The 23,278-nt window shown below is 66.2% G+C and carries 21 protein-coding genes and 2 pseudogenes; 6 read left to right on the top strand and 17 right to left on the bottom strand.

The genetic code is table 11. The annotated features are described in order from the left end of the window. Window positions 1-45: 45 nt before the first annotated feature. A pseudogene (locus ACZ60G_RS15480) lies at window positions 46-1,869 on the top strand (acyl-CoA dehydrogenase). A 242-nt stretch (window positions 1,870-2,111) separates the two neighbouring features. Continuing rightward, window positions 2,112-4,340 (top strand): MMPL family transporter, encoded by a 2,229-nt coding sequence (locus tag ACZ60G_RS15475; RefSeq protein WP_465810780.1) that lies wholly within the window; start codon window positions 2,112-2,114, stop codon window positions 4,338-4,340. Window positions 4,341-4,448: 108 nt separating this feature from the next. Here ACZ60G_RS15475 and pgfA read toward each other — a convergent pair whose 3' ends face one another. After that, window positions 4,449-5,492, bottom strand: a complete 1,044-nt coding sequence (gene pgfA / locus ACZ60G_RS15470; RefSeq protein ID WP_465810779.1) for a cell envelope lipid trafficking protein PgfA — start codon at window positions 5,490-5,492, stop codon at window positions 4,449-4,451. A gap of 215 nt (window positions 5,493-5,707) precedes the next feature. On the opposite strand from pgfA, the gene ACZ60G_RS15465 reads away from it, so the two are divergent. Together ACZ60G_RS15465 and ACZ60G_RS15460 are read left to right on the top strand one after the other, a co-directional pair. Next, window positions 5,708-6,064 (top strand): DoxX family protein, encoded by a 357-nt coding sequence (locus ACZ60G_RS15465; RefSeq protein ID WP_465810778.1) that lies wholly within the window; start codon window positions 5,708-5,710, stop codon window positions 6,062-6,064. A gap of 20 nt (window positions 6,065-6,084) precedes the next feature. Further along, on the top strand, window positions 6,085-7,272 hold the full coding sequence (locus ACZ60G_RS15460) for a cytochrome P450 (RefSeq protein WP_465810777.1): 1,188 nt from the start codon (window positions 6,085-6,087) through the stop codon (window positions 7,270-7,272). Window positions 7,273-7,291: 19 nt separating this feature from the next. On the opposite strand, the pseudogene ACZ60G_RS15455 reads toward ACZ60G_RS15460, so the two are convergent. Continuing rightward, window positions 7,292-7,978 (bottom strand): annotated as a pseudogene (locus ACZ60G_RS15455) (transposase); the annotation flags it as partial. A 306-nt stretch (window positions 7,979-8,284) separates the two neighbouring features. On the opposite strand from ACZ60G_RS15455, the gene ACZ60G_RS15450 reads away from it, so the two are divergent. After that, on the top strand, window positions 8,285-8,482 hold the full coding sequence (locus tag ACZ60G_RS15450; protein ID WP_465810776.1) for a ferredoxin: 198 nt from the start codon (window positions 8,285-8,287) through the stop codon (window positions 8,480-8,482). Window positions 8,483-8,689: 207 nt separating this feature from the next. On the opposite strand, the gene ACZ60G_RS15445 is transcribed toward ACZ60G_RS15450, so the two are convergent. Next, window positions 8,690-9,250 (bottom strand): hypothetical protein, encoded by a 561-nt coding sequence (locus ACZ60G_RS15445; protein ID WP_465810775.1) that lies wholly within the window; start codon window positions 9,248-9,250, stop codon window positions 8,690-8,692. Window positions 9,251-9,586: 336 nt separating this feature from the next. Between ACZ60G_RS15445 and ACZ60G_RS15440 the strand changes: the two genes are divergently transcribed. Further along, window positions 9,587-10,273, top strand: coding sequence for a TetR/AcrR family transcriptional regulator (locus ACZ60G_RS15440; RefSeq protein ID WP_465810774.1), 687 nt, complete (start codon window positions 9,587-9,589; stop codon window positions 10,271-10,273). Between the two features lie 19 nt (window positions 10,274-10,292). Here ACZ60G_RS15440 and ACZ60G_RS15435 read toward each other — a convergent pair whose 3' ends face one another. The 14 genes from ACZ60G_RS15435 to ACZ60G_RS15370 form a co-directional block, all read right to left on the bottom strand. Then, complete coding sequence (locus ACZ60G_RS15435) at window positions 10,293-11,030, bottom strand: DUF6390 family protein (protein WP_465810773.1); 738 nt, start codon at window positions 11,028-11,030, stop codon at window positions 10,293-10,295. Beyond that, the gene (gene nicT, locus ACZ60G_RS15430; RefSeq protein WP_465810914.1) at window positions 11,030-12,136 is read right to left on the bottom strand and encodes a Nickel transporter NicT; all 1,107 of its coding nucleotides are present in this window, start codon (window positions 12,134-12,136) and stop codon (window positions 11,030-11,032) included. The genes ACZ60G_RS15435 and nicT overlap by 1 nt, the downstream gene beginning before the upstream one ends. Window positions 12,137-12,184: 48 nt before the next feature. Next, the gene (gene hypE, locus ACZ60G_RS15425) at window positions 12,185-13,273 is read right to left on the bottom strand and encodes a hydrogenase expression/formation protein HypE (RefSeq protein WP_465810772.1); all 1,089 of its coding nucleotides are present in this window, start codon (window positions 13,271-13,273) and stop codon (window positions 12,185-12,187) included. After that, on the bottom strand, window positions 13,266-14,378 hold the full coding sequence (gene hypD, locus ACZ60G_RS15420) for a hydrogenase formation protein HypD (protein WP_465810771.1): 1,113 nt from the start codon (window positions 14,376-14,378) through the stop codon (window positions 13,266-13,268). Before hypD ends, hypE begins: the two co-directional genes overlap by 8 nt. Continuing rightward, window positions 14,375-14,740 (bottom strand): HypC/HybG/HupF family hydrogenase formation chaperone, encoded by a 366-nt coding sequence (locus ACZ60G_RS15415; RefSeq protein WP_465810770.1) that lies wholly within the window; start codon window positions 14,738-14,740, stop codon window positions 14,375-14,377. Before ACZ60G_RS15415 ends, hypD begins: the two co-directional genes overlap by 4 nt. A gap of 16 nt (window positions 14,741-14,756) precedes the next feature. Continuing rightward, window positions 14,757-17,030 carry a carbamoyltransferase HypF gene (gene hypF, locus ACZ60G_RS15410; protein WP_465810769.1) on the bottom strand — a complete coding sequence of 758 codons (2,274 nt, stop codon included), beginning with the start codon at window positions 17,028-17,030 and terminating at the stop codon, window positions 14,757-14,759. Window positions 17,031-17,106: 76 nt separating this feature from the next. Next, entirely contained in the window at window positions 17,107-17,352 is a 246-nt protein-coding gene (locus ACZ60G_RS15405; RefSeq protein WP_465810913.1) for a HypC/HybG/HupF family hydrogenase formation chaperone, read from the bottom strand. A gap of 2 nt (window positions 17,353-17,354) precedes the next feature. Beyond that, window positions 17,355-17,828: a hydrogenase maturation protease gene (locus ACZ60G_RS15400; RefSeq protein ID WP_465810768.1), complete on the bottom strand. Its 474-nt coding sequence runs from the start codon at window positions 17,826-17,828 to the stop codon at window positions 17,355-17,357. A 1-nt stretch (window position 17,829) separates the two neighbouring features. Beyond that, window positions 17,830-17,949: a DUF6893 family small protein gene (locus tag ACZ60G_RS15395; protein WP_373864772.1), complete on the bottom strand. Its 120-nt coding sequence runs from the start codon at window positions 17,947-17,949 to the stop codon at window positions 17,830-17,832. Window positions 17,950-17,962: 13 nt separating this feature from the next. After that, window positions 17,963-19,264, bottom strand: coding sequence for a hypothetical protein (locus ACZ60G_RS15390; RefSeq protein ID WP_465810767.1), 1,302 nt, complete (start codon window positions 19,262-19,264; stop codon window positions 17,963-17,965). Next, entirely contained in the window at window positions 19,261-19,905 is a 645-nt protein-coding gene (locus tag ACZ60G_RS15385; protein ID WP_465810766.1) for a DUF6084 family protein, read from the bottom strand. The genes ACZ60G_RS15390 and ACZ60G_RS15385 overlap by 4 nt, the downstream gene beginning before the upstream one ends. After that, entirely contained in the window at window positions 19,905-20,534 is a 630-nt protein-coding gene (locus ACZ60G_RS15380) for a DUF5947 family protein (RefSeq protein ID WP_465810765.1), read from the bottom strand. The genes ACZ60G_RS15385 and ACZ60G_RS15380 overlap by 1 nt, the downstream gene beginning before the upstream one ends. Continuing rightward, on the bottom strand, window positions 20,531-21,445 hold the full coding sequence (locus tag ACZ60G_RS15375) for a NifU family protein (protein WP_465810764.1): 915 nt from the start codon (window positions 21,443-21,445) through the stop codon (window positions 20,531-20,533). Before ACZ60G_RS15375 ends, ACZ60G_RS15380 begins: the two co-directional genes overlap by 4 nt. Before the next feature lie 29 nt (window positions 21,446-21,474). Continuing rightward, the gene (locus ACZ60G_RS15370; protein ID WP_465810763.1) at window positions 21,475-23,271 is read right to left on the bottom strand and encodes a nickel-dependent hydrogenase large subunit; all 1,797 of its coding nucleotides are present in this window, start codon (window positions 23,269-23,271) and stop codon (window positions 21,475-21,477) included. Between the last annotated feature and the right edge of the window lie 7 nt (window positions 23,272-23,278).

Here is a 23,278-nt window from a genome sequence, read left to right as displayed (position 1 = left end):
ACCTGCTGACGCTTCGGTGGGTTGGTTGGGAAAGGTGGACGGCCGGTGGGCCACTACAAGAGCAACGTGCGTGATCTCGAGTTCAACCTGTTCGAAGTGCTCGGTTTGGATGTCGTCCTGCGGTCTGGAGAGTTCGGGGATCTGGACGGGGAGACCGCGCGGGTGATGCTGGCCGAGGCCGCCCGGATGGCCGAGGGGCCGCTTGCGGAGTCCTATGCCGATGCCGATCGCAATCCGCCGGTCTTCGATCCGGTTTCGCATTCGGTTCGGCTACCCGAGTCGTTCAAGAAATCGGTGCGCGACTGGTATGACGGCGACTGGTGGCGCGTGGGCAAGCCCGAGGCGGTCGGTGGTGTGCCCGCTCCGCAGATGCTGTCCTGAGCGATCCAGGAATTCGCACTGGGGGCGCAGCCGGCGGTTTGGATGTACCTCACCGGACCGAGCATGGCCATGCACGTCCATCGCTCCGGCACCGACCTGCAGCGGCATTGGGGAAGGCTTGCCGTGCAACGCAATTGGGGTGCCAGCATGGTGCTCACCGAGCCGGATGCCGGTTCCGATGTCGGGGCCGCGCGCACCAGGGCGATCCCGCAGCCGGACGGCACCTGGCATATCGAGGGCGTGAAGCGGTTCATCACATCGGCCGAATCCGACGATCTGTTCGAGAACATCGTGCATCAGGTGCTTGCTCGCCCGGTCGGTGCCGCGCCGGGGACGAAAGGCTTGAGCCTGTTTCTGGTGCCGAAGTTTCACTTCGACCCGCAGACCGGTGCACCCGGCGACCGCAATGGGGTCTATGTGACCAACCTCGAGCACAAGATGGGGTTGAAGGCATCGGCCACCTGCGAACTGACGTTCGGCGGGCACGGCACCCCGGCCGTCGGATACCTTCTCGGTGAGGTGCACGACGGCATCGCGCAGATGTTCCACGTCATCGAGGAGGCTCGAATGATGGTGGGCACCAAGGCGATCGCCACACTGTCGAGTGGCTACCTGAATGCTCGCGACTACGCCAAGACCCGCATCCAGGGCAACGACCTGGCGCGCAGTGCCGACAAGTCCGCGCCGAAGGTCGCCATCACCCGCCACCCCGACGTGCGCCGCTCACTGCTGCTGCAGAAGGCATACGCCGAGGGCCTGCGTGCGGTGTACCTCTACACCGCAGCTCATCAGGATGCTGTTGCGGCCCAGCATGTTTCGGGAGCGGACGCGGATCTGGCCCAACGTGTCAACGAGCTGCTGCTGCCGATCGTCAAGGGCGTCGGCTCCGAACGCGCATTCCGATACCTCACCGAATCACTGCAGTGCTTCGGCGGTTCGGGCTTCCTTCAGGACTATCCCATCGAGCAGTACATTCGCGACGCCAAGATCGACTCGCTGTACGAGGGCACCACCGCCATTCAGGCGCAGGACTTCTTCTTCCGCAAGATCGCTCGCGACCGTGGTGTGGCGCTGGCCCATCTGGCCGGGAAGATTCGCGAAACCGCGGCGTCCGACTCGGGTCGTCTAAAGGCCGAGAAGATTCTGCTCGGCTCTGCGCTGGACGACGTACAGGACATGGTCGGCAAGCTGACCCAGCATTTGTCGGCAGCCCAGGAGCAGCCGAGCGAGCTGTACAAGATCGGCCTGGTTTCAGTGCGGTTCCTGCTCGCCGTCGGCGACCTGCTGGTTGCCTGGCGACTGCTGGCTGCCGCCGAAATCGCGCTCGCCACGCTCGACTCCGGCACCGGCGACCGAAGCTTCTATGAGGGCAAGGTTGCCGTCGCCTCGTTCTTCGCCAAGACCGTCCTGCCCCGCCTCGGCGCCGACCGGGCGGTCGTTTCTGATATCGACAGCACCGCAATGGAACTCGACGACGCGGCGCTTTGACACCTGTCGCGGGCCGAGGCCCACGAACGCAATGTGTTCGTGGGCAAACCCACTACGTCCCCGAGATCGAGTTGAACAGAACTGTTCAACCTGTGCCAGAGATGGGCTGAGCCCAGATCGGTCGCGGGTTGCTGACCATTGCTGCGTTTATGAGGAAATCATCAGTTGTCGTGTTATCGTACCGGTGCTGTGCGTGATCGCTTTGCTGATGTGTCAATCGGTGGCTCCGTGAGAGGACCCGTATGTCCCGGTATCTATTCGCCCTCGGCCAGGTCGTAGTACGTCGCCGCTGGTGGGTGCTGGCGCTATGGATCGTCGTGCTGGTCGGTGCGATCGGTTTCGCCGCCGGCGCCGGTGGCAAGACCAACGACAACTTCACCGTTCCCGGCACCGAGTCGCAGGATGCCGTGTCATTGCTGCAGCAGCGGATGCCCGCGTTCAGTGGCGCGCAGATGCAGGTTGTTTTTGAAACCCCCGGCATGGCCAAGGTGACCGACCAGCAGGTGACCGCCGAGATCGAACGGGTAATGGCGGGGTTGAAGGGACAGCCGCAGGTCGCGGCGGTCGTCGATCCGTTCCAGGCGCAGGCGGTGTCGCCGGATCAGCGTGTGGCATTGGGCAGCGTGCAGTTCGCGGTGTCGGCGGGTGAGGTCGGCGAGGACACTCTCGACGAGGTGGATCGCATCGCCGACTCGGCTCGCGATGCCGGTCTCACAGTGGAATTCTCCGGTGCGGTTTATCCGGGCTTTACAGCCGAGATCCCGCATACCCCGGAGATTCTCGGCATCGTCGCGGCATTCATCATTCTGCTGATCACCTTCGGCGCGGTGGTCGCCGCCGGACTGCCCATCATTACCGCGCTGGTGGGCGTGGGTATCGGGCTCACCGGGATTCTGGGCGTGGCCGCCTTCGTCGATGTGGCCTCGGCGGCGACGTCGCTGGCGCTGATGCTCGGTCTGTCCTGTGGCATTGACTACGCGCTGTTCATCCTGTCGCGGCATCGACACCAGATCGTGCTGGGAATGGCTGCGGCCGAGTCGATTCCGCTCGCGGTCGGAACCGCGGGCAGCTCCGTCGTGTTCGCGGCGATAACCGTGATCATCGCACTGTGCGGGCTGGCGGTCGCGGGCATTCCCTTTCTCACCGTCATGGGGCTGACCGCCGCGGGTGCGGTGCTGGTCGCCATGCTGGTCGCACTGACACTGCTGCCTGCGCTACTCGGCTTCGCCGGCGATATGGTCGCCAAGTTCATCTCGCCGCCGCTGCACCCGGGCAAGCCGCAGGAGGTCGCGCGCATCGCCGCCTACGAGCCCGAACGCACATTCGGGCACGCGTGGGGCCGATTCGTCACCCGATTCCGGATTCCGATGCTGGTTCTCGGTATCGCCATTCTCGCCGCACTGGCCATCCCGGCCACGCACATGGATCTCGGATTGCCCAGCGGTGAAACGCAATCGGAGTCGAGCACCGCCCGCAAGGCGTACAACATCGTCAGCGGGTCGTTCGGCCCCGGTTTCAACGGACCCCTGCTGGTTGTCACCGACCTGTCGGCCGCTACCAGCCCCGACGCCGCACAAACACTGATGGGCCGACTGCGGCAGGTGCCCGACGTCGCCGCCGTCCAGCCCGCCGGCTCCGATAACGGGTTGCTGCTGGTCCAGGTCATCCCGAAGACCGGTCCCAACGACTCCGCGACCACCGATCTGGTGCACCGACTGCGTGACGATCGCGACAGCATCGAAAGCGGCACCGGCGCAACCTATCTCGTCGGTGGCACGACGGCAGCGAACATCGACACCTCGAACCAGTTGGCCAAGGCGCTGCCCATCTTCCTCGCGGTCGTCGTGGGTCTGGCGCTGGTACTGCTCACGATCGCGTTCCGCACGATTCTGGTCCCGCTGTCGTCGATCGTCGGGTTCATCCTGTCGGTCTTCGCCGCCCTCGGCGCACAGGTCGCGGTATTCCAATGGGGTTGGGGTGCAAGCGTTTTCGATGTTACCAAGGCGCAGACGTTGAGCTTCCTGCCGATCATCACGCTGGCCATCATCTTCGGCCTGTCCAGTGACTATCAGATCTTCGTCGTATCCCGGATCAAGGAGGAGTACACGCGGACCGGCGAGGCGATCAGTTCGGTGCGCAACGGCGTCGCGCACTCCGCGCGCGTGGTCACCGCCGCGGCGCTGATCATGTGCGCGGTATTCGTCGCCTTCACCACCACCGACAATCCCATCGTCAAACCCTTGGCGTTCACCCTGGCGGTCGGTGTCCTGCTCGATGCCTTCATCGTCCGGCTGACCCTGGTGCCCGCGGTCATGGCCATCATCGGAAACCGCATGTGGTACCACCCGCGCTGGTTCGCCCGCTACGTCCCCGACCTCGACATCGAGGGCGTCGAACTCGAACACCGATTCGGTCACGACGCCGAAGCCGAAGTGCCACAAGACATTGCCGGTGTGCCTGACGCCCGCTAACCGAGTAGCACGTGCTCTCGGTCACGAAGTAGGAGGACTGCGCGAGGTCGATGAAGTTCTTCTCGTCCTGGGCGAGGCGATCGTTGGCCTGGATTCCGACGGGTGTGGTCAATGCCGTGTTCTCAGGCGCGCGATGCCGAAGGTCAACGCCGCCATCGCGGCTATCGCGGCGGCGATGGGCCCGTAGACGTGCAATGCGGCGATTTGCCTGCGGGCGTCGCGAGCCTGGCCGGTCATCTCGTGGACGGACTGCTCGTCGAACTGCAATGTGCCGTCGAAGACGGTGACGGCAGCGGGGTCGTCGGGCGCCGTCGCCAGATAGCGGTGCTGATATTCGCTCACCGTGATGACCGCGCCGGTCACCGGCTCGACCCAGATGTCGCGGGTGGCGGAGTAGTACAAAGACATCGTCACCTCCTGGTCGCCGGCTCGTCCTATCGATTCCGCGGGCAGTGTGATCTCGCCTCGCATCGGCAGCAGGGGAGCGAGGTCGACCGGCGGTACCTGCGAGCGGAAATGCAATAGGCCCAAGCGATCTCGCACGGTGTTGTCATCGACGTACCGCAGGAGTGTCTCCTGTTGGGAGATGACGTCGAAGTACGGATAGTCGTGCCTGCCGGTGTCGAAAGGAAACTTGTACTGGAATCCGCTGCGGACCGTCTCGAGTGGACGCTGACCGGGCTCGAAAACCGTCTGTGCGGGGGCGCGCCGAGGTGTCCCGCTCGTGCGGCTGATGCTCACCTGATCGACCAGTGCGTCGAGTAACCCGGCCTGCCCCTGGCGATCCAGCCTCGATGTCTGCTGCGCGACCCGCAGCGTGACGCTGTCGGAATCCGTTGGCTCGACGCTGGTCACCAAAGACGACACCTGAACAGGGACCTTCGACTGGATCTGCACCTTGCCCTGCATCAGGAGATCGAGGTCCAGGACTGCGCCGGTGCCGACCGCCATCGTCACCTGCCGAATCGGTGCGGGAACCTTGATCAGCGCATCCGCGGTGTGAATCGGCAGCAGTGCCGCGACCGCCGCGAACACCGCGGCGACGGCTATCGCGACGAATCCGAGGACGCGCCGCCCCGCCCGCGCCTCGCCCCTGCGTTCGGCGCCGCGCTCGCACGGTAGGTCGGTATGCGGGTGGCGATAGCCGAGCATCGACCACTCCTTTCAGGTAACTGACGATATCGGCACTCATGATGGCAGAGTCACTTGAAAGAAGTTGACGAATTCGTCACATTCGATTGATGCGGGCGCTAGGTCGACGTCGTCCTATGTCGGTCGTGCTGACGAAATATTCAGAATCCTTGACTGACTGCATCTTCGTGAGTGATGATATCGTCAGATAGTCACTGGAAAGTAGGTGTGGGTCGATGACAGTCGCATCCATCACGTTCGCCGTGCTGTTGGCGATCGGGTTTTTGCCGCTCGGCGCGGTCAAGGTGCTGGCCCTGGCGCCGATGCGTCAGCGTGCCGAACATTTCGGCTACTCGGTGAGCGCCTTCCGCGGCATCGGCGTACTCGAGATCGCCGGGGCGCTGGGCGTGCTGGCCGGGACGGTGTGGTGGCCGCTCGGGGCGGCGGCCGGAATCGGGCTGGTGCTGTTGATGATCGGCGCTGTCATCACCCATGTGAAGGCCGGTGAGAGCGCTGGCGAGTACGCGCCGTCGGTCGGCTCCGGTGTACTGGCCATCGCCTATGTCGTGACCGTATTCGGTGCGCATCTATGACCGCGCGAAAAGGGGTTCTGATGCGTAGTCGAGCCAACGTCCCTGTCTACCGGCCCGATATCTATTCGCGCCAGGGCATTCTCGATCCTTATCCGCACTATGCGCGGTTGCGCGAGCTCGGGCCGGTGGTGTGGCTGGCCAGGCAGCGCGCCTATGCGCTGCCGCGTTATGTCGAATGCAAAGCCGTCCTGCTCGACGATCGGACATTCGTCTCCGGAGCCGGTGTCGGGTTGAACCCGGTGGCCAACCGGCTCTCGAAGGGCACCACGCTCAATAGCGACGGCGAGGATCACAAACGTCGCCGCGCGTTGCTGGCCCGCCGGTTGTCCCCGCGGGGACTGCGAGCGATGCGCGAATCGATCGACCAGCAGGCGGCCGCGGCCGTCGAGCAGGTGGTCGCGCGGGGACGTATCGATGGTGTCGAATTGGCGGCCGCGCTGCCGATGTCGGTCGTGCCGGATCTGATCGGCTGGCCCCAGCATGGTCGGGACCATTTGCTGCGGTGGGCGGGAGCAACATTCGACGCGCTCGGGCCACTGAATCGGCAGTCTGTTTGCACCGCACCGTCGGGCATCGGGATGATGCAATTCACGCAGCGGCTCGCCCGCGAGCGGGATCTGCTGCCGGGCAGCGTGGGGGAGGAAGTGCTGCAGGCTTGCGACGAGGGCAAGCTTTCACGTGCCGAATGCCCTGCGTTGCTCGTCGATTACCTGGCCCCGTCTCTGGATACCACGATCAGCGCGATCGCCAGCGCCATGTACCTTTTCGCGCAGCACCCCGAGCAGTGGCAGATGTTAAAGGACGATCCCACCCGCATACCGAACGCGGTGAACGAGGTCGTGCGATTCGAATCACCGCTACGTGCGTTCTCCCGCAAGACAATTCATGATGCCGACATCGCCGGAACCAGCATCCCAGCGGGCTCACGCGTGGTCGTGATCTACTCCTCGGCCAATCGTGACCCGCTGGAATGGGACGACCCCGACACCTTCGACATCCGCCGCGACGCCACCCGCCAACTCGGCTTCGGTCACGGCATACACGGTTGCGCCGGGCAAGGTCTCGCGCGGCTGGAAACCCACGCCATGCTCGCCGCACTCGTCGAGCATGTCGATCGCATCGAGATCGCCGGTGCACCCGAATGGGCGATCAACAACATCATTCACCGCTTCGAACGCCTTCCGCTGCAACTCATTCCAGCCCGATAGAGGAATCTCAATGACGATGTCAAGCCGCGATCGGGACTCCGTTGACGCTCGGGGGCTTGGTGTCGAAAGGGCGGTTGTCGCGCAACAGTGCCCACAACACGTCGACCAGGCGCCGGGCCAACGCTAGGAGAGCCTGGGTATGAATGAGTCGTTCAGTGCGTTTGCGCTGGTAGAAGATTCGCGAGGGTCCCTCGTTCTTGATCGAGGACAGGGCAGCCATGAAGAACACGCGCCGCAGTCTGCGGTTGTAGCGTTTGGGCCGGTGCAGGTTGCCGCTGATCCGGCCGGAATCGCGTGGCACGGGCACGAGCCCGGCGTAGGAGGCCAGCCGGCCTGGGGTGGCGAACTCGGCCACGGCGTTGCCGCCGGTGCTCACGAGGAACTCGGTGCCCAGGTGCGGGCCCATGCCGGGCAGCGACTCGATGATGCCCGCCTGCGGGTGTTCGCGGAAGCGGGTGGTGATCTGCTTGTCGAGGTCTTTGATCTCGCGGTCGAGGTCGAGCAGCTTTTCCGCGAGCCGCTTGATCAGCGTGGCGGTGGTGGCCTCGCCGGGCACGGCGATGTCCTGGGTTCCGGCCGCGGCGACCGCCTGCGCGGCCATCGCGTCGATACCTTTGCGCCAAGCGCCGTTCTCGGTGAGATATGTTGTGACACCGTCGATTCCGGCGTCGCGGATCTCGGCCGGGGTGCACAGTCGCGCGACCAGGCGCTCTCGTCGACCACGCACACATGATGGCCAATCTTGCCGACATCGATGCCGATCCAGATCCGTTGGCGCAGAGCCACTCTCACACTTCCGTTCACGCAACCGAAGCCCGTGGACAGCCCCGCCATCAGGTCCCTAACCAGCGACGAACCGCATCAGATCTCAATCAGAGGCCGGAGCGTCCAGCGCAGTGGGGCAGCCATTCCTCGCGAGCCACAACAGCTGCAATCAATCATCAGCTACACCCCACCGCCCTGGGCATCCAGGGCACCAACCCCAGACACTTACAAACTTAGGGAATCCATCATGAAGATCGCCGTCGACTACCCCCGGTGCGAGGGACACGGTCTGTGCGCCGCACAGGCACCCGAGGTATTCAGCCTCGATGACAACGCCGAGCTCATCTACCGTTTCGAAGGCGCCGATGTGCCCGGCGATCTCGTGACCGTCGCCCGCACGGCCGTGGACTCATGCCCGGTAGCCGCGCTACGGGAGATCTCGTGAGCCGGCCCGGCTGGCGCCGCTGTCGAAATGCATTACCGGGTTCGCGGCCAATGCGAGAGACCTGAACAGACAACCGGAGGTAGATATCGCTCTCTGCGCACGCCAGCGCTTCGGACCGTGCTGTCAGCGTCGTGTTGCTCGGGGCAGCGGTGATCAGGCGGCACGCTACCGCGATTCCCGCACGCTGCGCCGATGTTCGGCCGCCTGCTACTGCTCGGCCTGGACCGCCACGTCGGCATAGGTTTCCGTGCTGTCGGTTTGTCGGGTGTGGCGGATGCCGCGCCAGCCCAGTGGGAGTTGGACGCGGCCTGCCCGGATATCGCCGATGAGGTGCTCGTAGCCGTCGCGGACCTCGCTGAGATGGACCCATGCCGAGTGCCGGAGCTCCTCGCAGTCGGCGTGCAGCACCGTCCACCACGCCTCGGCGTAGGTCTTCGCGACATGACTGATCACCTCACCGAAGGTGTGGGTGTGGCGGCGGGCGCAGCGGCTGTGACGGACGTAGGACGCCGCCCAAGAGTTGATCTTGTCGATGACCTTCGCGATATCCGCATGCAGGGCCGTCTCGGTGACTTCGGGTGCATGCCGTTGCGGATTCAAAACCGCCGAAATCAGGGCAGCGTGCAGGTCGCCGAGTTCTCTCGCCCACGCGACCATCGGGAACGGCTCGGTGAGACGGCCCGCGATCGCGGCCAGCAGTTGATCCGGCGACAGCACCGATGCCGCATCGATCGCACTATCCTCCGGTGCCGCTATGCCTGCGTCCATAGTGCTCACGGCGCTGCTGACCACCATCTGCGGCAGATGCCGACGTAGTGGTCGCCGCCTCGGGCGATGCGCGTGGCGATGTCGTCGGCGCTATCGCGGAGGCTGGTCATGTGAACTGCTCGGAGGCTCGTCGTTCGATGACGGCCTCGGCGGGGTGGGCGTGCTGGATCATAGGTTGTTGCTCGACTATTTCGAGATGAATGGTTGATGCGGCGAGTGCGGCGCTGCGTCTCGGCGCATAATGCTAATACTGACTGCGCACTCAGTCAACGACTGGTCGAGCAGTCGGTGGGTGCTAGAGTTTCCGGAAATTTTGGCCGAGGAGGGGTGGGACCAGTGGGTGAGCGTGCGACGGGACCGGGCAAGTCGGGCGCCATTCTCGATATTTTCACGCGCCATGTCGCCGAGAAGGGCTACGACGGAACCAGCTTCAGTGGTGTCGCAAGCGAGTTGGGCATCTCTCAGGGCCTGATCGTGCATCACTACGGCACGAAGGCGCGGTTGTTGGAAGCTCTGCATGTTTCCTACATGCGGCAGCGGATCGGCGAGGCCGAGCGGATTGTGTCGAAGTTCGCCACGCCGACCGAGCAGCTCGCCGGGCTGTTGCACGCGGCCATGCTCTATCAGGTGCACGATCGGAATCGGACCGTCGCCTTCCAGCGTGAGGTCGCGCGGCTCGCGCAGGAGGCTGAAGATTCCGAGGGGCGCAAGCTGCGCCGGGATTACATCGGAATCCTGCACAGCGTGGTCGATGCGGGCATTGCGTCGGGTGAGTTCCGCCCTGTCGATACCAGCATCCGGAGCCTGCTCATCTTCGGTGCCGCGCAATGGGCGTGGACGTGGTTCGAGCCGGAAGGCCGCAGCTCCGCCGCGCAGGTCGGTGCCGAACTGGTAGACCTCACTCTCGGATCTCTCTTGTTGAGTCGCAGATCGCTCCCGCGCCTCTGCGACCCCGACGGCCAACTGGTCGCAGCGGTACTCGAGATCATCACCGCCACCCCGAAGACCGCCTCGGAGCGATGACCATCCTTCAGAAGAGTCCTCAGCCGAAGCCGTCGATGGCCGCCAGGCGTCGGTTCGTCACGCGCAGTTGACGTTCTGTGCTGTTGGTGAGGTCGTCGACTTGCTCGGCGGTCAACCGCCCGCACGGTTGTCCCCAGTGCAGCGCGATTTCGTCCCCCGGCGCCGCGTCAGGGAGCGCGGCGTAGCCGTCGGTCCACACCGGGATGGTTCGGCGTGTCGTCTCCGACAGTGATAGGCGTGCGCCGTCCCAGCGCAACCGGCTGATCCCGACCGTGAGGTCGTCGCGGTGGCGATCCAGTACCGTCGCGGCGGTGATGCGGCAGTTGTCGAGGATTTCCAAGGGCTGGTCGCCGCCGGCGACGGGCAGCAGCCTGGTCCACGGGTAGACGCCGAAGACGTGGAAGCTGTGGTTCGCGGCCGCCTCCGGAGCGAGGGCGGGCCCCAGATGGGACCAGTACACACCCGCGATCGGAGCGATGAGTCGCAGCAGCTCGGCCAGGAATTCGGGACCGTCGAGTTCGTCGCCGATGCCCCCACCCAGCCAATAGGACGCCACCAGTCGCTCGTCGAGCGGGTCGGTGACGCCCGTCAGGCGCGACATGGCCCGCAGGTACGGCCATGCGCCGGAGAAGCCGCGCGCCAGCACCCGCACGCGTTCGCCATCGCGGTCACGTAGCGCCGCGGTGTGCTCTGGCCCGCAGTATCCGAGGTGGTTGGGCGCGTACGCGTAGCGCGCGAACATCTCCACACCGTCCATCAGGTCGGTTCCTCCGATAGCGTTGCGCTCCAGCGGCTTTCGATGTCGCCGTAATGCCAGATCGCGAGTGCGCCTGCCCAGGTGAACGCGAAGAGGCCGACGATGATGAAGCCCATCGCGGCCAGGTCGAGGCCCCCGATCCAGGCGAGCACCCCGCCGGTGACCTCGAGTTTCTCGGTGAGGATGGAGATGAGCTCCTGGACACCGATCAGGAGGGCCACCGCGACCGAGAGCCCGGTGACCACCAGGTTGTAGTAGATCTTGCGGATCGGTCCGGCGAAGGCCCATCCGTAGGCGTAGTTCATGAACGAACCGTCCAGCGCGTCGAACAGCGACATGCCCGCCGAGAACAGTACGGGCAGAACGAGAATCGCGTACCAGGGCAGCCCGGTGGCGGCCGCGCCGCCTGCGATCACCAGCAGACCCACTTCGGTGACGGTGTCGAAACCGAGGCCGAACAACAGCCCCACCGGATACATCTGCCACGGCTTGCGCACCATGCGCATGACCGGCGCCAAAACCCGGTTGAGCAAGCCGCGCGAGTCCAGTGCGCGCTCGAGTTGCGCTTCGCTGTAGCCGCCGCGCCGCATAGCGCGTAAGACCTGCCAGATCCCGATCAGCGCGGCCAGGTTCAGCAGTCCGATGAGGATCAGGAAGGTGCCCGAGACCGATGTGCCGAACACCCCGGTCCACCGCTGCAATCGCGAGTCCTGGTCTTCCAGGTTTCGCGCCAGCGCGGTAATCCCCGAGGCCAGCAGCCCGACGAGCACGAAGACGATCGTGGAGTGCCCCAAGGAGAACCAGAAGCCGACCGTGAGCGGTTTCTGCTTGTCCGCCACCAGTTTTCGGGTGGTGTTGTCGATCGCCGCGATATGGTCGGCGTCGAAGGCGTGTCTCATCCCCAGCGTGTAGGCGGTGACGCCGAGCCCGACACCGAATATCGCGCCGTCCACCAGGTACTCGTCGGGCACGACAAGCAAAAGCAGCGTCCCCCATCCCACGATGTGCAGGATGACGATCGTCGCTGCCATGCCGAGGATGCCGCGACGCTGCCCGCCGTCGAATCCGGCCCAGGCATCTCGCAGCCTCGTGGTGATAGTCGGCATCGCCACGGTCCCACTCTTTCCCACTCGTCCGGCGGAGCCACCGCCGGTTCAACAGATTCGCGGTAGCTGTTCTCCTGCGGGCAGGTCGACGACACGGGTGCCGCCGAGGGCGGTGCGGGCCACCACCATCCCCGGATGCTCGGCAACGCAGTGACCCACGATTGCCGCGTGCGCGCCGAGGGGATGCGCATGCATGGCGTCGAGGACGCGGTCGGCATCGGCGGGGGATACGAACGCGACGAGTTTGCCTTCGTTGGCGACATACAGCGGGTCGAGACCGAGCAACCCGCAGGCATCGCGCACCCCGATAGGCACTGGTATCGCCCGTTCGTCGAGTTCGACGCCGACATTGGCGGCCCGGGCGATCTCGTTGAGGGAGGCGCCCATGCCGCCGCGTGTGGGATCGCGCAGCACGTGCACATCGGCGCCGGTGGCGAGCATGGCCGCGACCAATCCGTGCAGTGGCGCGGTATCGCTGCACAGGGTCGTGCCGAACTCGAGTCCTTCCCGGCAGCTCAGCACCGCGATACCGTGCAGTCCGATCTCACCGCTGACCAGCACCATATCGCCGGGCCTTGCCCGCTGGGGCCGGATGTCCACGCCTTCGGGCACCAGTCCGATGCCTGCGGTATTGATGAAGATGCCATCGCCGTGCCCGGCGTCGACGACCTTGGTGTCGCCGGTGACCAGCCGGACCTCGGCCGCGAGCGCGGCGGTGCCGAGGGCTTCGGCGATGCGGGCGATCTCGGCCAGCGCGGTGCCCTCTTCGAGGATGAACGCGGTCGAGAGCACCATCGGCCGGGCGCCGGACATCGCCAGATCGTTCACGGTGCCGTTCACGGCGAGGTCACCGATCGAGCCGCCGGGGAACACCAGCGGCTTGACCACGAACGAGTCGGTGGAGAACGCCAGCCGCACATCGCCGAGAGGGAGCACCGCCGAATCGCCGAGCTCGGCGTCGGCGGCCGCGCCGAATGCGGGCAGGAACAGGTGCTCGATCAGCTCGCCCGACATCGCACCGCCACCGCCGTGTCCCATCACGATATTGGGCGCGTCGCGCAGCGGCATGGGGCAGACCCAACCATCGATGTCGAGCGGGGGAGATGCGGCTGCCCGACTGCCGTTGGTGTCAGGCATGGGCGGCCTCCGCGGGAAGATCGAGACGCCGGTACAGGTAGTACGCGGCACAGGCGCCTTCGGAGGAAACCATTGTCGCGCCCAACGGGTTCCGCGGGGTGCATTCCTTGCCGAATGCGGCGCATTCGTGAGGTTTGATCAAGCCTTGCAGCACTTCACCGGACCGGCACACCGAAGACTCGGCGGTGTGCAGATCGCCGACCGAGAAACGCTGTTCGGCGTCGTAGTCGCGGTAGCGCGGCGACAGCCGCCAGCCGCTGAGGGGGATCACGCCGATGCCGCGCCACGCCCGGTCGGTGACCTCGAAGACGTCCTCGAGCATCGCCTTGGCGGCTGGATTCCCGGCCGCGGCGACCGCGCGGGGATAGGCGTTCTCGACCTCGTGGCGTCCTTCCTCGAGCTGGAGCACGGTGCGACGGATGCCTTCGAGGATGTCCAGCGGTTCGAATCCGGTGACCACCATCGGAACCTTGTATTTCTCGGCCAGCGGCGGATATTCGCCGGTGCCCATCACCGTGCAGACGTGCCCGGCGGCGAGGAATCCCTGCACCCGGCAGCTGGGCGACTCCATGATCGCCGCGATGGCGGGCGGGACGAGCACGTGCGAGACCAGCAGCGAGAAATTCTCGATGCCGAGCCGTTGGGCCTGGTACACCGTCATCGCGTTGGCGGGCGCGGTGGTCTCGAATCCGATGCCGAAGAACACCACCTGCCGATCCGGGTTGTTCTTGGCCAGTTCCAGCGCATCCAGCGGCGAGTAGACCACCCGCACGTCGCCGCCTTCGCTCTTGACCCGGAACAGATCCTTGTGGCTGCCGGGTACCCGCAGCATGTCGCCGAAGGAGCAGAAGATCACCCCCGGCCGTGCGGCGATCTCCAGTGCCTTGTCGATCACCTCGAGCGGGGTGACGCACACCGGGCAACCGGGTCCGTGGATCATCTCGATCTGATCCGGCAACAGCTGATCGATGCCGTGGCGGATGATCGAATGTGTCTGTCCGCCACACACTTCCATGATCGACCAGCGCTTGCTGGTGGTGGCGCGGATACTGTCGAGCAGGTGCCGCGCCAGCTCGGGATTGCTGAATTCGTCCAGGTATTTCATGACTTCGCCTCCTGGTCGTCGACGGTTGCGCCCGGCGCGGTTGCGTCGGAATTGTCAGCCCCGGGTTGTGGGGCTTCGGGGTTGTCGACACCGGCCTGCTTCGCCGCGAGCGCGAAACCGTCGCCGAACTCCTCCTTCAGTACGCCCAGATGTTCGAACTCGGCCAGCGTCCGCAATGCGGATTGTTCATCCAGGCGTTGGATCGCGAACCCGACGTGCACCACGACGTAATCGCCGACGGCCACGTCCGGGATGTATTGCAGGCACACGTCTTTGTGCACGCCGCCGAAGTCGACCTCCGACATCAGCGTGCCGTCGCGTTCGTTGACGCTGAGCACCCTTCCGGGAACCGCAAGACACATCGCTTGTCTCCTTCACTCACACCGCACCGGCTACCAGGAGCTGACCGAACGCGATCCCGCCGTCGTTCGGTGGCAGTCGGCGATGACTGATGACACGGAATCCGTCGTGCCGCAGCAGACGGGTACAGCTCGACAACAACAGCGCGTTCTGGAACACACCGCCCGACAGCGCGATCATCGACTCGGGCGCGGCGAATCGCCGTGCGGTGTCGTGCACGAGGTCGGCGACGGCGGCGTGGAATCGGGCGCCGATGACAGCGGGCGATACGCCGCCTGCGGCGTCGGCGACGACCTCGGCGAGTACCGGGGCAGGATCGATTCGGGCGGGATCGCCGTCGTGCCAAGTGAATCGGTACCGTCCCGCCGCACCGCCTGCCCCGCGGGCCAGACCTTCCAGTTCGATCGCGGCCTGCGCCTCATAGTCGACGACGTGGCGTACCCCGGCCAGGGAGGCGACCGCGTCGAACAGCCTGCCCATGCTCGAGGTCGGCGCGCAGCCGAGCCCGGTGTCGAATTGGTGCGCGAGCACGGCCCGCTCGGCTTCGGGGCAGGCGTCGACCGAGGCGATGCCGGGGAACCACTCGATGCCCGCAGTTCGCAGATGCGACAAAGCCATCCGATAGGGCTTGCGGACGCTGAGGTCGCCGCCCGCCAAGGGCACATAGGACAGGTGCGCCATGCGCCGGTAGCCCTTGTATCCGGCGACGAGCACCTCACCGCCCCAGACCGCGCCATCGGGTCCGTACCCGGTGCCGTCGAAGGCGATGCCGAGGACCGTCTCGTTCGCATCGATCCCGTGCTCGCCCATCACCGCGGCCAGGTGCGCGTGATGGTGTTGCACCGTGTGCACCGGTCGGTCGGCCGCGTTCGCGCGGGCCCACGCGGTCGAACGGTAGCCGGGGTGCGCATCGGCGGCGAGCTGGGTCGGGCTCACGCAAGTGAGTTCCTCCAGGTGGGATCGCGCCGTGTCGAACGCCTGCAAGGTGGCCAGATCGTCCATGTCGCCGATGTGCTGACTGAGCCAGGCGTACCGTCCGTCGGCGACAGCGCAGGTGTTCTTCAGGTCGGCGCCGACCGCCAGGGTCGGCGGCACCGGGATGGGCAGCGCCAGCGGGAGCGGCGCATAGCCGCGGGAGCGACGCACCGGCAGCTCGGCGCCGTCCACGACACGCACCACCGAGTCGTCGCACGGGACGAGAATGCGCCGGTTGTGGCCGAGCCAGGCGTCGGCGAGCCCGGCCAGGCGGGTGCGGGCGTCGGCGTCGTCGTAGCAGATCGGTTCGCCGCCGAGATTGCCGGAGGTCATGACCAGCACGTCGGGGCCGGGTGGGTCGCCGCGCAGGCCGAACAACAGCAGATGCAGTGGGGTGTAGGCGAGCATGACGCCGAGGTCGGGGTTGCCCGGTGCGACCGCGTCGGCGACGGGCCGTTGGCCACGCGGCAGCAGGACGATAGGCCGCTGCGGACCGCTCAGCAGGGCCGCACCGGTGGGATCGATGGTCACGATGCGCGCCGCGGCGTCCAGGTCGGCGACCATGACGGCGAACGGCTTGTTGCCGCGCCGCTTGCGGCGACGCAATTCGGCCACGGCCGTGTCGTTGTCGGCGTCGCAGGCGAGGTGGTAGCCGCCGATGCCCTTGACCGCGAGAATGCCTCCGGCGCACAGCAATTCGCGCGCGGCGGCGATTGGTCGGGCCGGATCGCCGGGGCCGACGTAGGACAGGGTGGGCCCGCAGTCCGGGCAGGCGATGGGCTGGGCGTGGAACCTGCGATCGGCGGGATCGGCGTACTCGCGGGCACAGCGCGGGCACATAGCGAAATCGGCCATGGACGTGCGCTCGCGGTCGTAGGGCAGCCCAGCGATGATGGTGAATCGCGGACCGCAGTTGGTGCAGTTGACGAAGGGGTGGCGGTAGCGGCGGTCGGCGGGGTCGCGTAGTTCGCGCGCGCAGTCCGTGCAGATCGACACATCGGGTGAAGCCAGGGTGCGTCCGGCGCCGCCGCGCCGGGTGTCCCCGATCCGGAATCCGGTACCGCCGCGGATATCGACCGCGGTCTGCTCGACCGAGACGACGGCGGCCAGCGGCGGCGGGGAGTCGTGCACCCGGCGAATGAACTCCCGCACCGACGCCTCGGCACCCTCGATCTCGATGACGACGCCATCCGTGTCGTTGGCGACACTGCCGGTCAGCGCGAGTTCGACGGCCGTGGTGTAGACGAACGGCCGGAATCCGACGCCCTGCACCACGCCGCGCACGAGCAGGCGGCGGCGAACGCGGTCGGCGGTCATGACTGCGCCTCGCTGACGCTCGGCTCCGTCATGACCGCCCAGGCGGCTGTGTTTATCAGGCGCTCGCTACGCTCGCTCATGACTGTTCTCCGCTGCCGAGCAGACGCAGCCCGGCCATTGCCCGCTCCGCGCCATCGGCATCGGTCTTCTCGACGACGAAACCCATGTGGATGATCACCCAATCACCCGGTGCGGCGGACTGATCCGCGTCGAGCAGACCGATATTGACCTTGCGCTTCTCCCCGGATACCTCGACCACGGCGATCTGCCCGTGGTAGCCGTCCGGAATCTCCACGACCCGCCCCGGAATGCCAAGGCACATCCTCACACCTCCTGTCCAGCGCGCAATTGCGCCGCGATGCGCGTGACCTCGGCCGCCGCCGGGGCGACGGCCGCTGCGACGGCAGGGCTGAGGCCGATTCCCTCGGCCACCGAGTCGACCTGGCAACCGACGACGACGGTCGGCGGGACAACACCGCCGAGCGCGCGCACCGCGGCGAAGACCGCCTCCGGATTCATCGCGTGCGCGTCCATTGCCGTCGTCGCCCCCGACTCGTGTTCGGCGCGCATGATCTGCACGCGTCCGGGTTCGCCGGTATTCGGCAAGGCGTCCACGAGCACCACCGCATCCCACCCGTCGAGCAGGTCGTAGGCCAAGTGCAACCCGCGGATGCCGTAGTCGACGATCCGCTGGTTCTCCTCCCACGCCGTGGGCAGCCGACTGACCACCTCGGGGCCGAATCCGTCGTCGCCGAGGAAGATATTGCCGATCCCGGCAATGAGCACGCGGGCGCTCATCTCACATGTGGCGAATCTTCATATACCGCCGGAGGTCGGGGATCGACCGTATGCCGACATACGCACCGCCCACGACGATGACTGCCACCACCGCGATGGCGACCACACCGACTACTTCCATGACCGTATTCCTTTCACTCGTCGCCGTTGACAATCGGTTCGAGCTCATCTGGAGCGAAATACAGGTAGCGGCCATACCATTCGTGCAGATCGGCCGCCGGATCGTCGTCGATGACCACACCGACGTGCGTTTCGCCGTCGACGTCGGCGTGCACCGAGGTGACGCGCGCCGCCCTGCCCTCGTAGAACAGGTCGTGCGCGTCGGCACGTCGTGTCGGGCGCAGCCGAACCCGGCTGCCCTTGCGTACCAGCACCCCGGCGATCGGGACCGCGTCGGAATCCGGGCGCACCGCGCCGTCGGCCGCGGGATCCCACCAGCTCACGCCCTCGGGCACCTCGGGAACCAGGCGCGGCGCCGGCTCGCGCCACAGCCCGTGCAGGTCGTGCATGGCCTCGGGCGTCATCCCTTCGCAGCGGTCGATGATCTCGGCCGCTCTCGGGTCGGTGGCGCGGGCCCGTTCCTTTTCGTCGTCGGTGAGCGTCAGCACGCGCAGGGTGAGGATTTCGTCGATCTCGGTGGAGTCGAACAGCTGGCCCGCGCTCTGCTCGGCGATCTCGGGATGGTCGTAGAGGATGATCGGCGACACCAGGACAACGCCGTGGTGGCCGGGCGGCCCGGCCAACACCGGGAAACAGCGGTGCTGGGTGCAGTGCTCGACGGCCGTCTCGGCGCCGGGTTCAGGGTCGAGGAGCGAGACGAACTCACCGTCGTCGAGTTCGGCGATCACGTGGGCGCCGAGCATGGAGCGGGCGGTGGCGTCGTCCGAACTGGTGGCCGCGCCGCCGCTGTTGCGCAGCCGTATTCCGATGCGTCGATAGTCGCCCTCGGGGGCGACGGTCAATTCGAGTGTGCCCTCGATCGGTGCTCGAGTGCGCACCACCGTGCCCGCCGTCGATCCCGGAATCGGTTCGGCCGCCTGCCAGCCCGGTAACTCGATCGGCATCGCATTGTCAACCAAAGACCAAGGGCCACAGGGTATTTCGCATTCGGCGGCCTCGTCCCAACTGACCCATCGGCGTCCGTCGACGATCAGTTCGGCGCGCTCGGTCCCGTCCAGTTCGACCGTTCGCCGCTGCAATTGCAGGAACCGCGCGGTGAGCGTGATCTGCGTGGCACCGGTCCCGCGGACGAGGCACTCGGCGGCCAGTGAATCGTCCTCACCGAATCCGGCCGCGGCCGCGCCGCGCGGGCCGAGCACGCCGAACTGCCAGCGGGACTGGTTCTTTCGCGCGTCCGACCGGTACGGGTACAGCAGATACCCCTCGTACAGCACGGCGTCGGCGACGGCGCGGGCGCGGGTCATGGCGGCGTTCACGACGTGGACTCCTCGGTGAGAAGTTTCGCGACCGCGTCGTCGAATCCGAGCAATCCGTGCGAAGACTTGTAGGCGGCCAGCGCTTCGACATTCTCCCGGCGCAACCGCACCCAGCCGGAGTTCGGATAGTGGGCGTCCATGAGATCACGCCATACGGCGACCGGCATGTCGAATTTGTCCTCGCGGTCCCATGGCACCTGCTGAACCGCGAAACCTGTTTCCCCCCTGATGAATACGGTGCCGCTGAACAGGAAGATCAGGGGCACGGTGCCCTCGCGCAGGGCGTGCAGGTACTTCGATCCGGTGACCTCGAAGTCGTAGGTGCACGGCATCGGCAGTTCCACCTCGGCGCCGCCGGAGAAGCCGGGCACCATGGTGGCACAGTGCATCCAGCTGAACGACTTCTGTGTTTCGTGCCAGCGTTCGCGCGGGCCGAAAAGGTCGAGCAGCCCCGCGCCTTCGGCGTCGGAGTAGCCGCGCCGGAAGGGTTCGATGCGCACCTGGGCGCGCAGCGCGATCGCGTGCACCGGCTCCTCGGCCAGCGCGGCGATGCCGATGCGCGCCGACAGATTCGGGGCGACCGCGTACGGTTCCGGCCGCACCTCGAGCACCGCGAAGGTCATCGCATAGGCCGGGCTCATCACGCCACCTCCGGCCGGGCCCGAGCCGACATCGTGGTGAAGAATTCCGTGATGTAGTCCCTGGCCTCCTTGCCGCCGTCGAATCCGCGCCACAGCATCCGCATCCGTCCGACGAACTCGTAGCAGGCATCGATCGGCAGCAGCAGGACCGCGCCGGGACCGCCGCGCTCGGGCATCCGGATGAGCAGGGCCTCGACATCCGGTGCGAGCCGGTCGAGTTCGGGATGGCGATCCAGCATCGCCCGCCAATCCCGCAGTGGCAGTTCGGATTCGGTGGCCCCGGCCGGTCCCGGATAGAACGCGACGGTGCGTCCGAGCGCCGAATTGACGAAGAAGAACGCCAGGCCGACCGGGATTTCGAGGGCGTCCCATTCGCCCTGGCCGATCGCACAGTCGGGGAACGAGACATAGTGGTCGGGCACCGCCCGGTAGCGCAGCGCGGCCTGCTGATCGGTGAACAGTAGATAGCAGCCCACGCATACGCACATCAGCTGCCTGCCTTCGATATCCACCACATGCCGGTGCTCTGCACCGATCGGTTCGGCGCACATTTCGCACCGCTCGCCGGCCGCTGCGGGCAGGGGCGGATCGGTCACGATGCGACGCAGTGCGCGCAGACTCTGGTTCATCCGCTGACCTCCGCGGGCACCGCCACCGAGATCTCACCGGAGCGCACCAGCACGGGCAGCGGCTCGAGATGCCCCTCGCCGTCCAGCCGCGTTCCGGCGTGCACCACGTCGAAATGGGCCAGGCACCCCGGACAGCGCAGCACCGCCGAGCCGGCCGGAGCTCCCATCCTGCGATGCAGCGCGGCCCCCGCCATCGAACGCCCACAGGCCGCGCAGCGGTCGCGATAGACGAACAGGTCCGCGCCGACCCGGCAGGCCAGTACCGGCACGTCGGCCACTGTGAACCCGCCGACCTCGCCTGCCGCCAGGTCCGCGAGCTCCGGGACGGAGATCCAGCTGCCCGCAGGCGGATCAGCGGTGTGTACCCGCGCGAACAGCGCTTCGGCCGGTATCACCCCCGCCTGCGGCTCTTCCGCCGTGGCGACCACCTCGATGGCCTCGATTTCCGGTGCGGCGGCGCGCACCGCATCCTCCACCGCCAGTTCCAGCGTCACCGACGATGAAGGGCAGGTGCGACAGCTGCCGGACAGCTCGAGCCGCACGACACCGTCGGCGACATCGATCAGCGTCACATCGCCGCCGTGCGAGCCGAGGTAGGGGCGGACGCTGTCCAGCGCCGTCGCCACCCTGGTTCGCACGTCGTGCGGGTGCAGGCCGTGCACCAACAGCAGGCTCGCGACCAGATCGTCGCGGGTCAGCTCCTCGACGATCCGGTCGTCGAGCCCGGCCGTGATCCGGTCGAGTGCCGCGCCGTAGAGGTCGACGACCTCACGCACGAGACGCTCGGCGCGCTCGCGCGCCACCGGGCCGCCTGCCGAACAGGCATCCAGCAGGGTGTCGATCCGATCACCCGCGCCCCGCCACTGGTTGTCGTCGATCGGTCTGGCTCGCTGCTGCGGGCCACCATCCACGCTGTGCCTCCCGTCGTCGGCCCGACCTGTCATTCCGCGGTGAGCGCCTGCGTCGGTGAATGGACCTTGTCCAGCGTGACGCCGTTGCCCAGATACATGTGCACCCCGCAGGGCAGGCACGGATCGAAGCTGCGCACCGTGCGCATGATGTCGATGCCCTTGAAGTGCTCCCGGTCGTTCTCCTCGAAGATCGGCTGGCCCTGTACCGCGTCCTCGTATGGCCCCGGTGTACCGAAGGAGTCACGCGGACTGGCGTTCCACGGCGTCGGCGGATACGGGTGGTAGTTGGCGATCTTGCCATCCCGGATGACCATGTGGTGCGACAGCACACCGCGCACCGCCTCGGTGAAACCACAGCCGATGCCCTCGTCGGGCACCTCGAAGTGTTCCCAGGTCTTGGTATGGCCCGCCCGGATCTCAGCGAGCGCCTGCTCGGCGAAGTGCACCGCACATGCCGCCGCGTAGGCCTGGAAGTAGGTCCGCGCCCGGTCGCGTTCGATCGTGTTGCTGCCGTGCGCCGGAATCTTCCACTCCAAGGTGACCGGGCCCTTCAACGCCGTCTTGGGCAGGTTGATCTGCACGCTGGATCCGGTGGATTTGACGTAACCGATGTCCACCAGCCCGGCCAGCGCCGTCGTCCACAGGCGAGCCAGGGGCCCACCTCCGGTGTCGAGTGCGAGATGGTCCTTGCCATCGAACCAGCGGGGGGACATCACCCAGCTGTACTTGTCGTCCAGGTCGCGCTTCTGCGGTCTCGGGTTGGTGTGCTGATTCCACGGGTGGCGCCGGTCGACCGGATTGCCGAGCGGATCGGTCGCGACGAACATTTCCTGATCGGTCCAGTCCTCGTAATACGAACTGCCCAACAGGATCCGGAGGCCGAGATTGATATCGACCAGCGAGGTGGTGATCAGCTTCCCGTCCACGACGACGCCGGGGGTGACGAACATCCCACGGCCCCACTGCTCCATGTCCTTGTAGTCGAAGTTGCATACCGCTGGATCCTGGAACGATCCCCAGCAGCCGAGCAGTGTGCGGCGCAGACCCACCTGCTCGTAGCCCGGCAGCGCCTCGTAGAAGAAGTCGAACAGGTCGTCGTGCATCGGCACGACCTTCTTCATGAACTCCACGTACCGCATCAGCCGCGACATGTAGTCGGTCATCAGCTGAATCGTCGCGACCGTGCCGACCCCACCGGGATACAGCGTCGACGGGTGCACGTGCCTGCCCTCCATCAGGGAGAACATTTCGCGCGTGTACCGACTGACCTGCAGCGCCTCCCGATAGAACTCGCCGGTGAACGGATTGAGCGCCCGCATGATGTCGGCGACGGTGCGATAGCCGTGGTCACCGGCGTGCGGCGCCTCGGTGCGCTCGGCTTGTTCGAGTACGCCCGGGTTGGTCTCGGCGACCATCTTCTCGCAGAAGTCCACCCCGACCAGGTTCTCCTGGAAAATGTTGTGGTCGAACATGTACTCGGCGGCCTCGCCGAGGTTGACGATCCACTCGGCGATGGGCGGTGGTTTGACCCCGTAGGCCATGTTCTGGCAGTAACACGAACAGGTCGCGTGGTTGTCACCGCAGATGCCGCAGATGCGGCTGGTGATGAAGTGCGCGTCGCGCGGGTCCTTGCCCTTCATGAAAATCGAATAGCCGCGGAAGATCGACGAGGTGCTGTGGCACTCGACCACTTCGCGACTGTTGAAGTCGATCTTGGTGTAGATGCCCAGGCTGCCGACGATGCGGGTGATCGGATCCCAGGCCATCTCGACCAGGGCGTCGGGTTCGATCTTGCGAAGCGACGGATCGGGAATGATCTCTGTCATCGAAATA

Source organism: Nocardia sp. NPDC102475 (genome assembly GCF_055584605.1).
The sequence above is the reverse complement of the archived record's forward strand: the minus strand, read 5'-3'. Positions and strand labels throughout refer to the sequence as shown.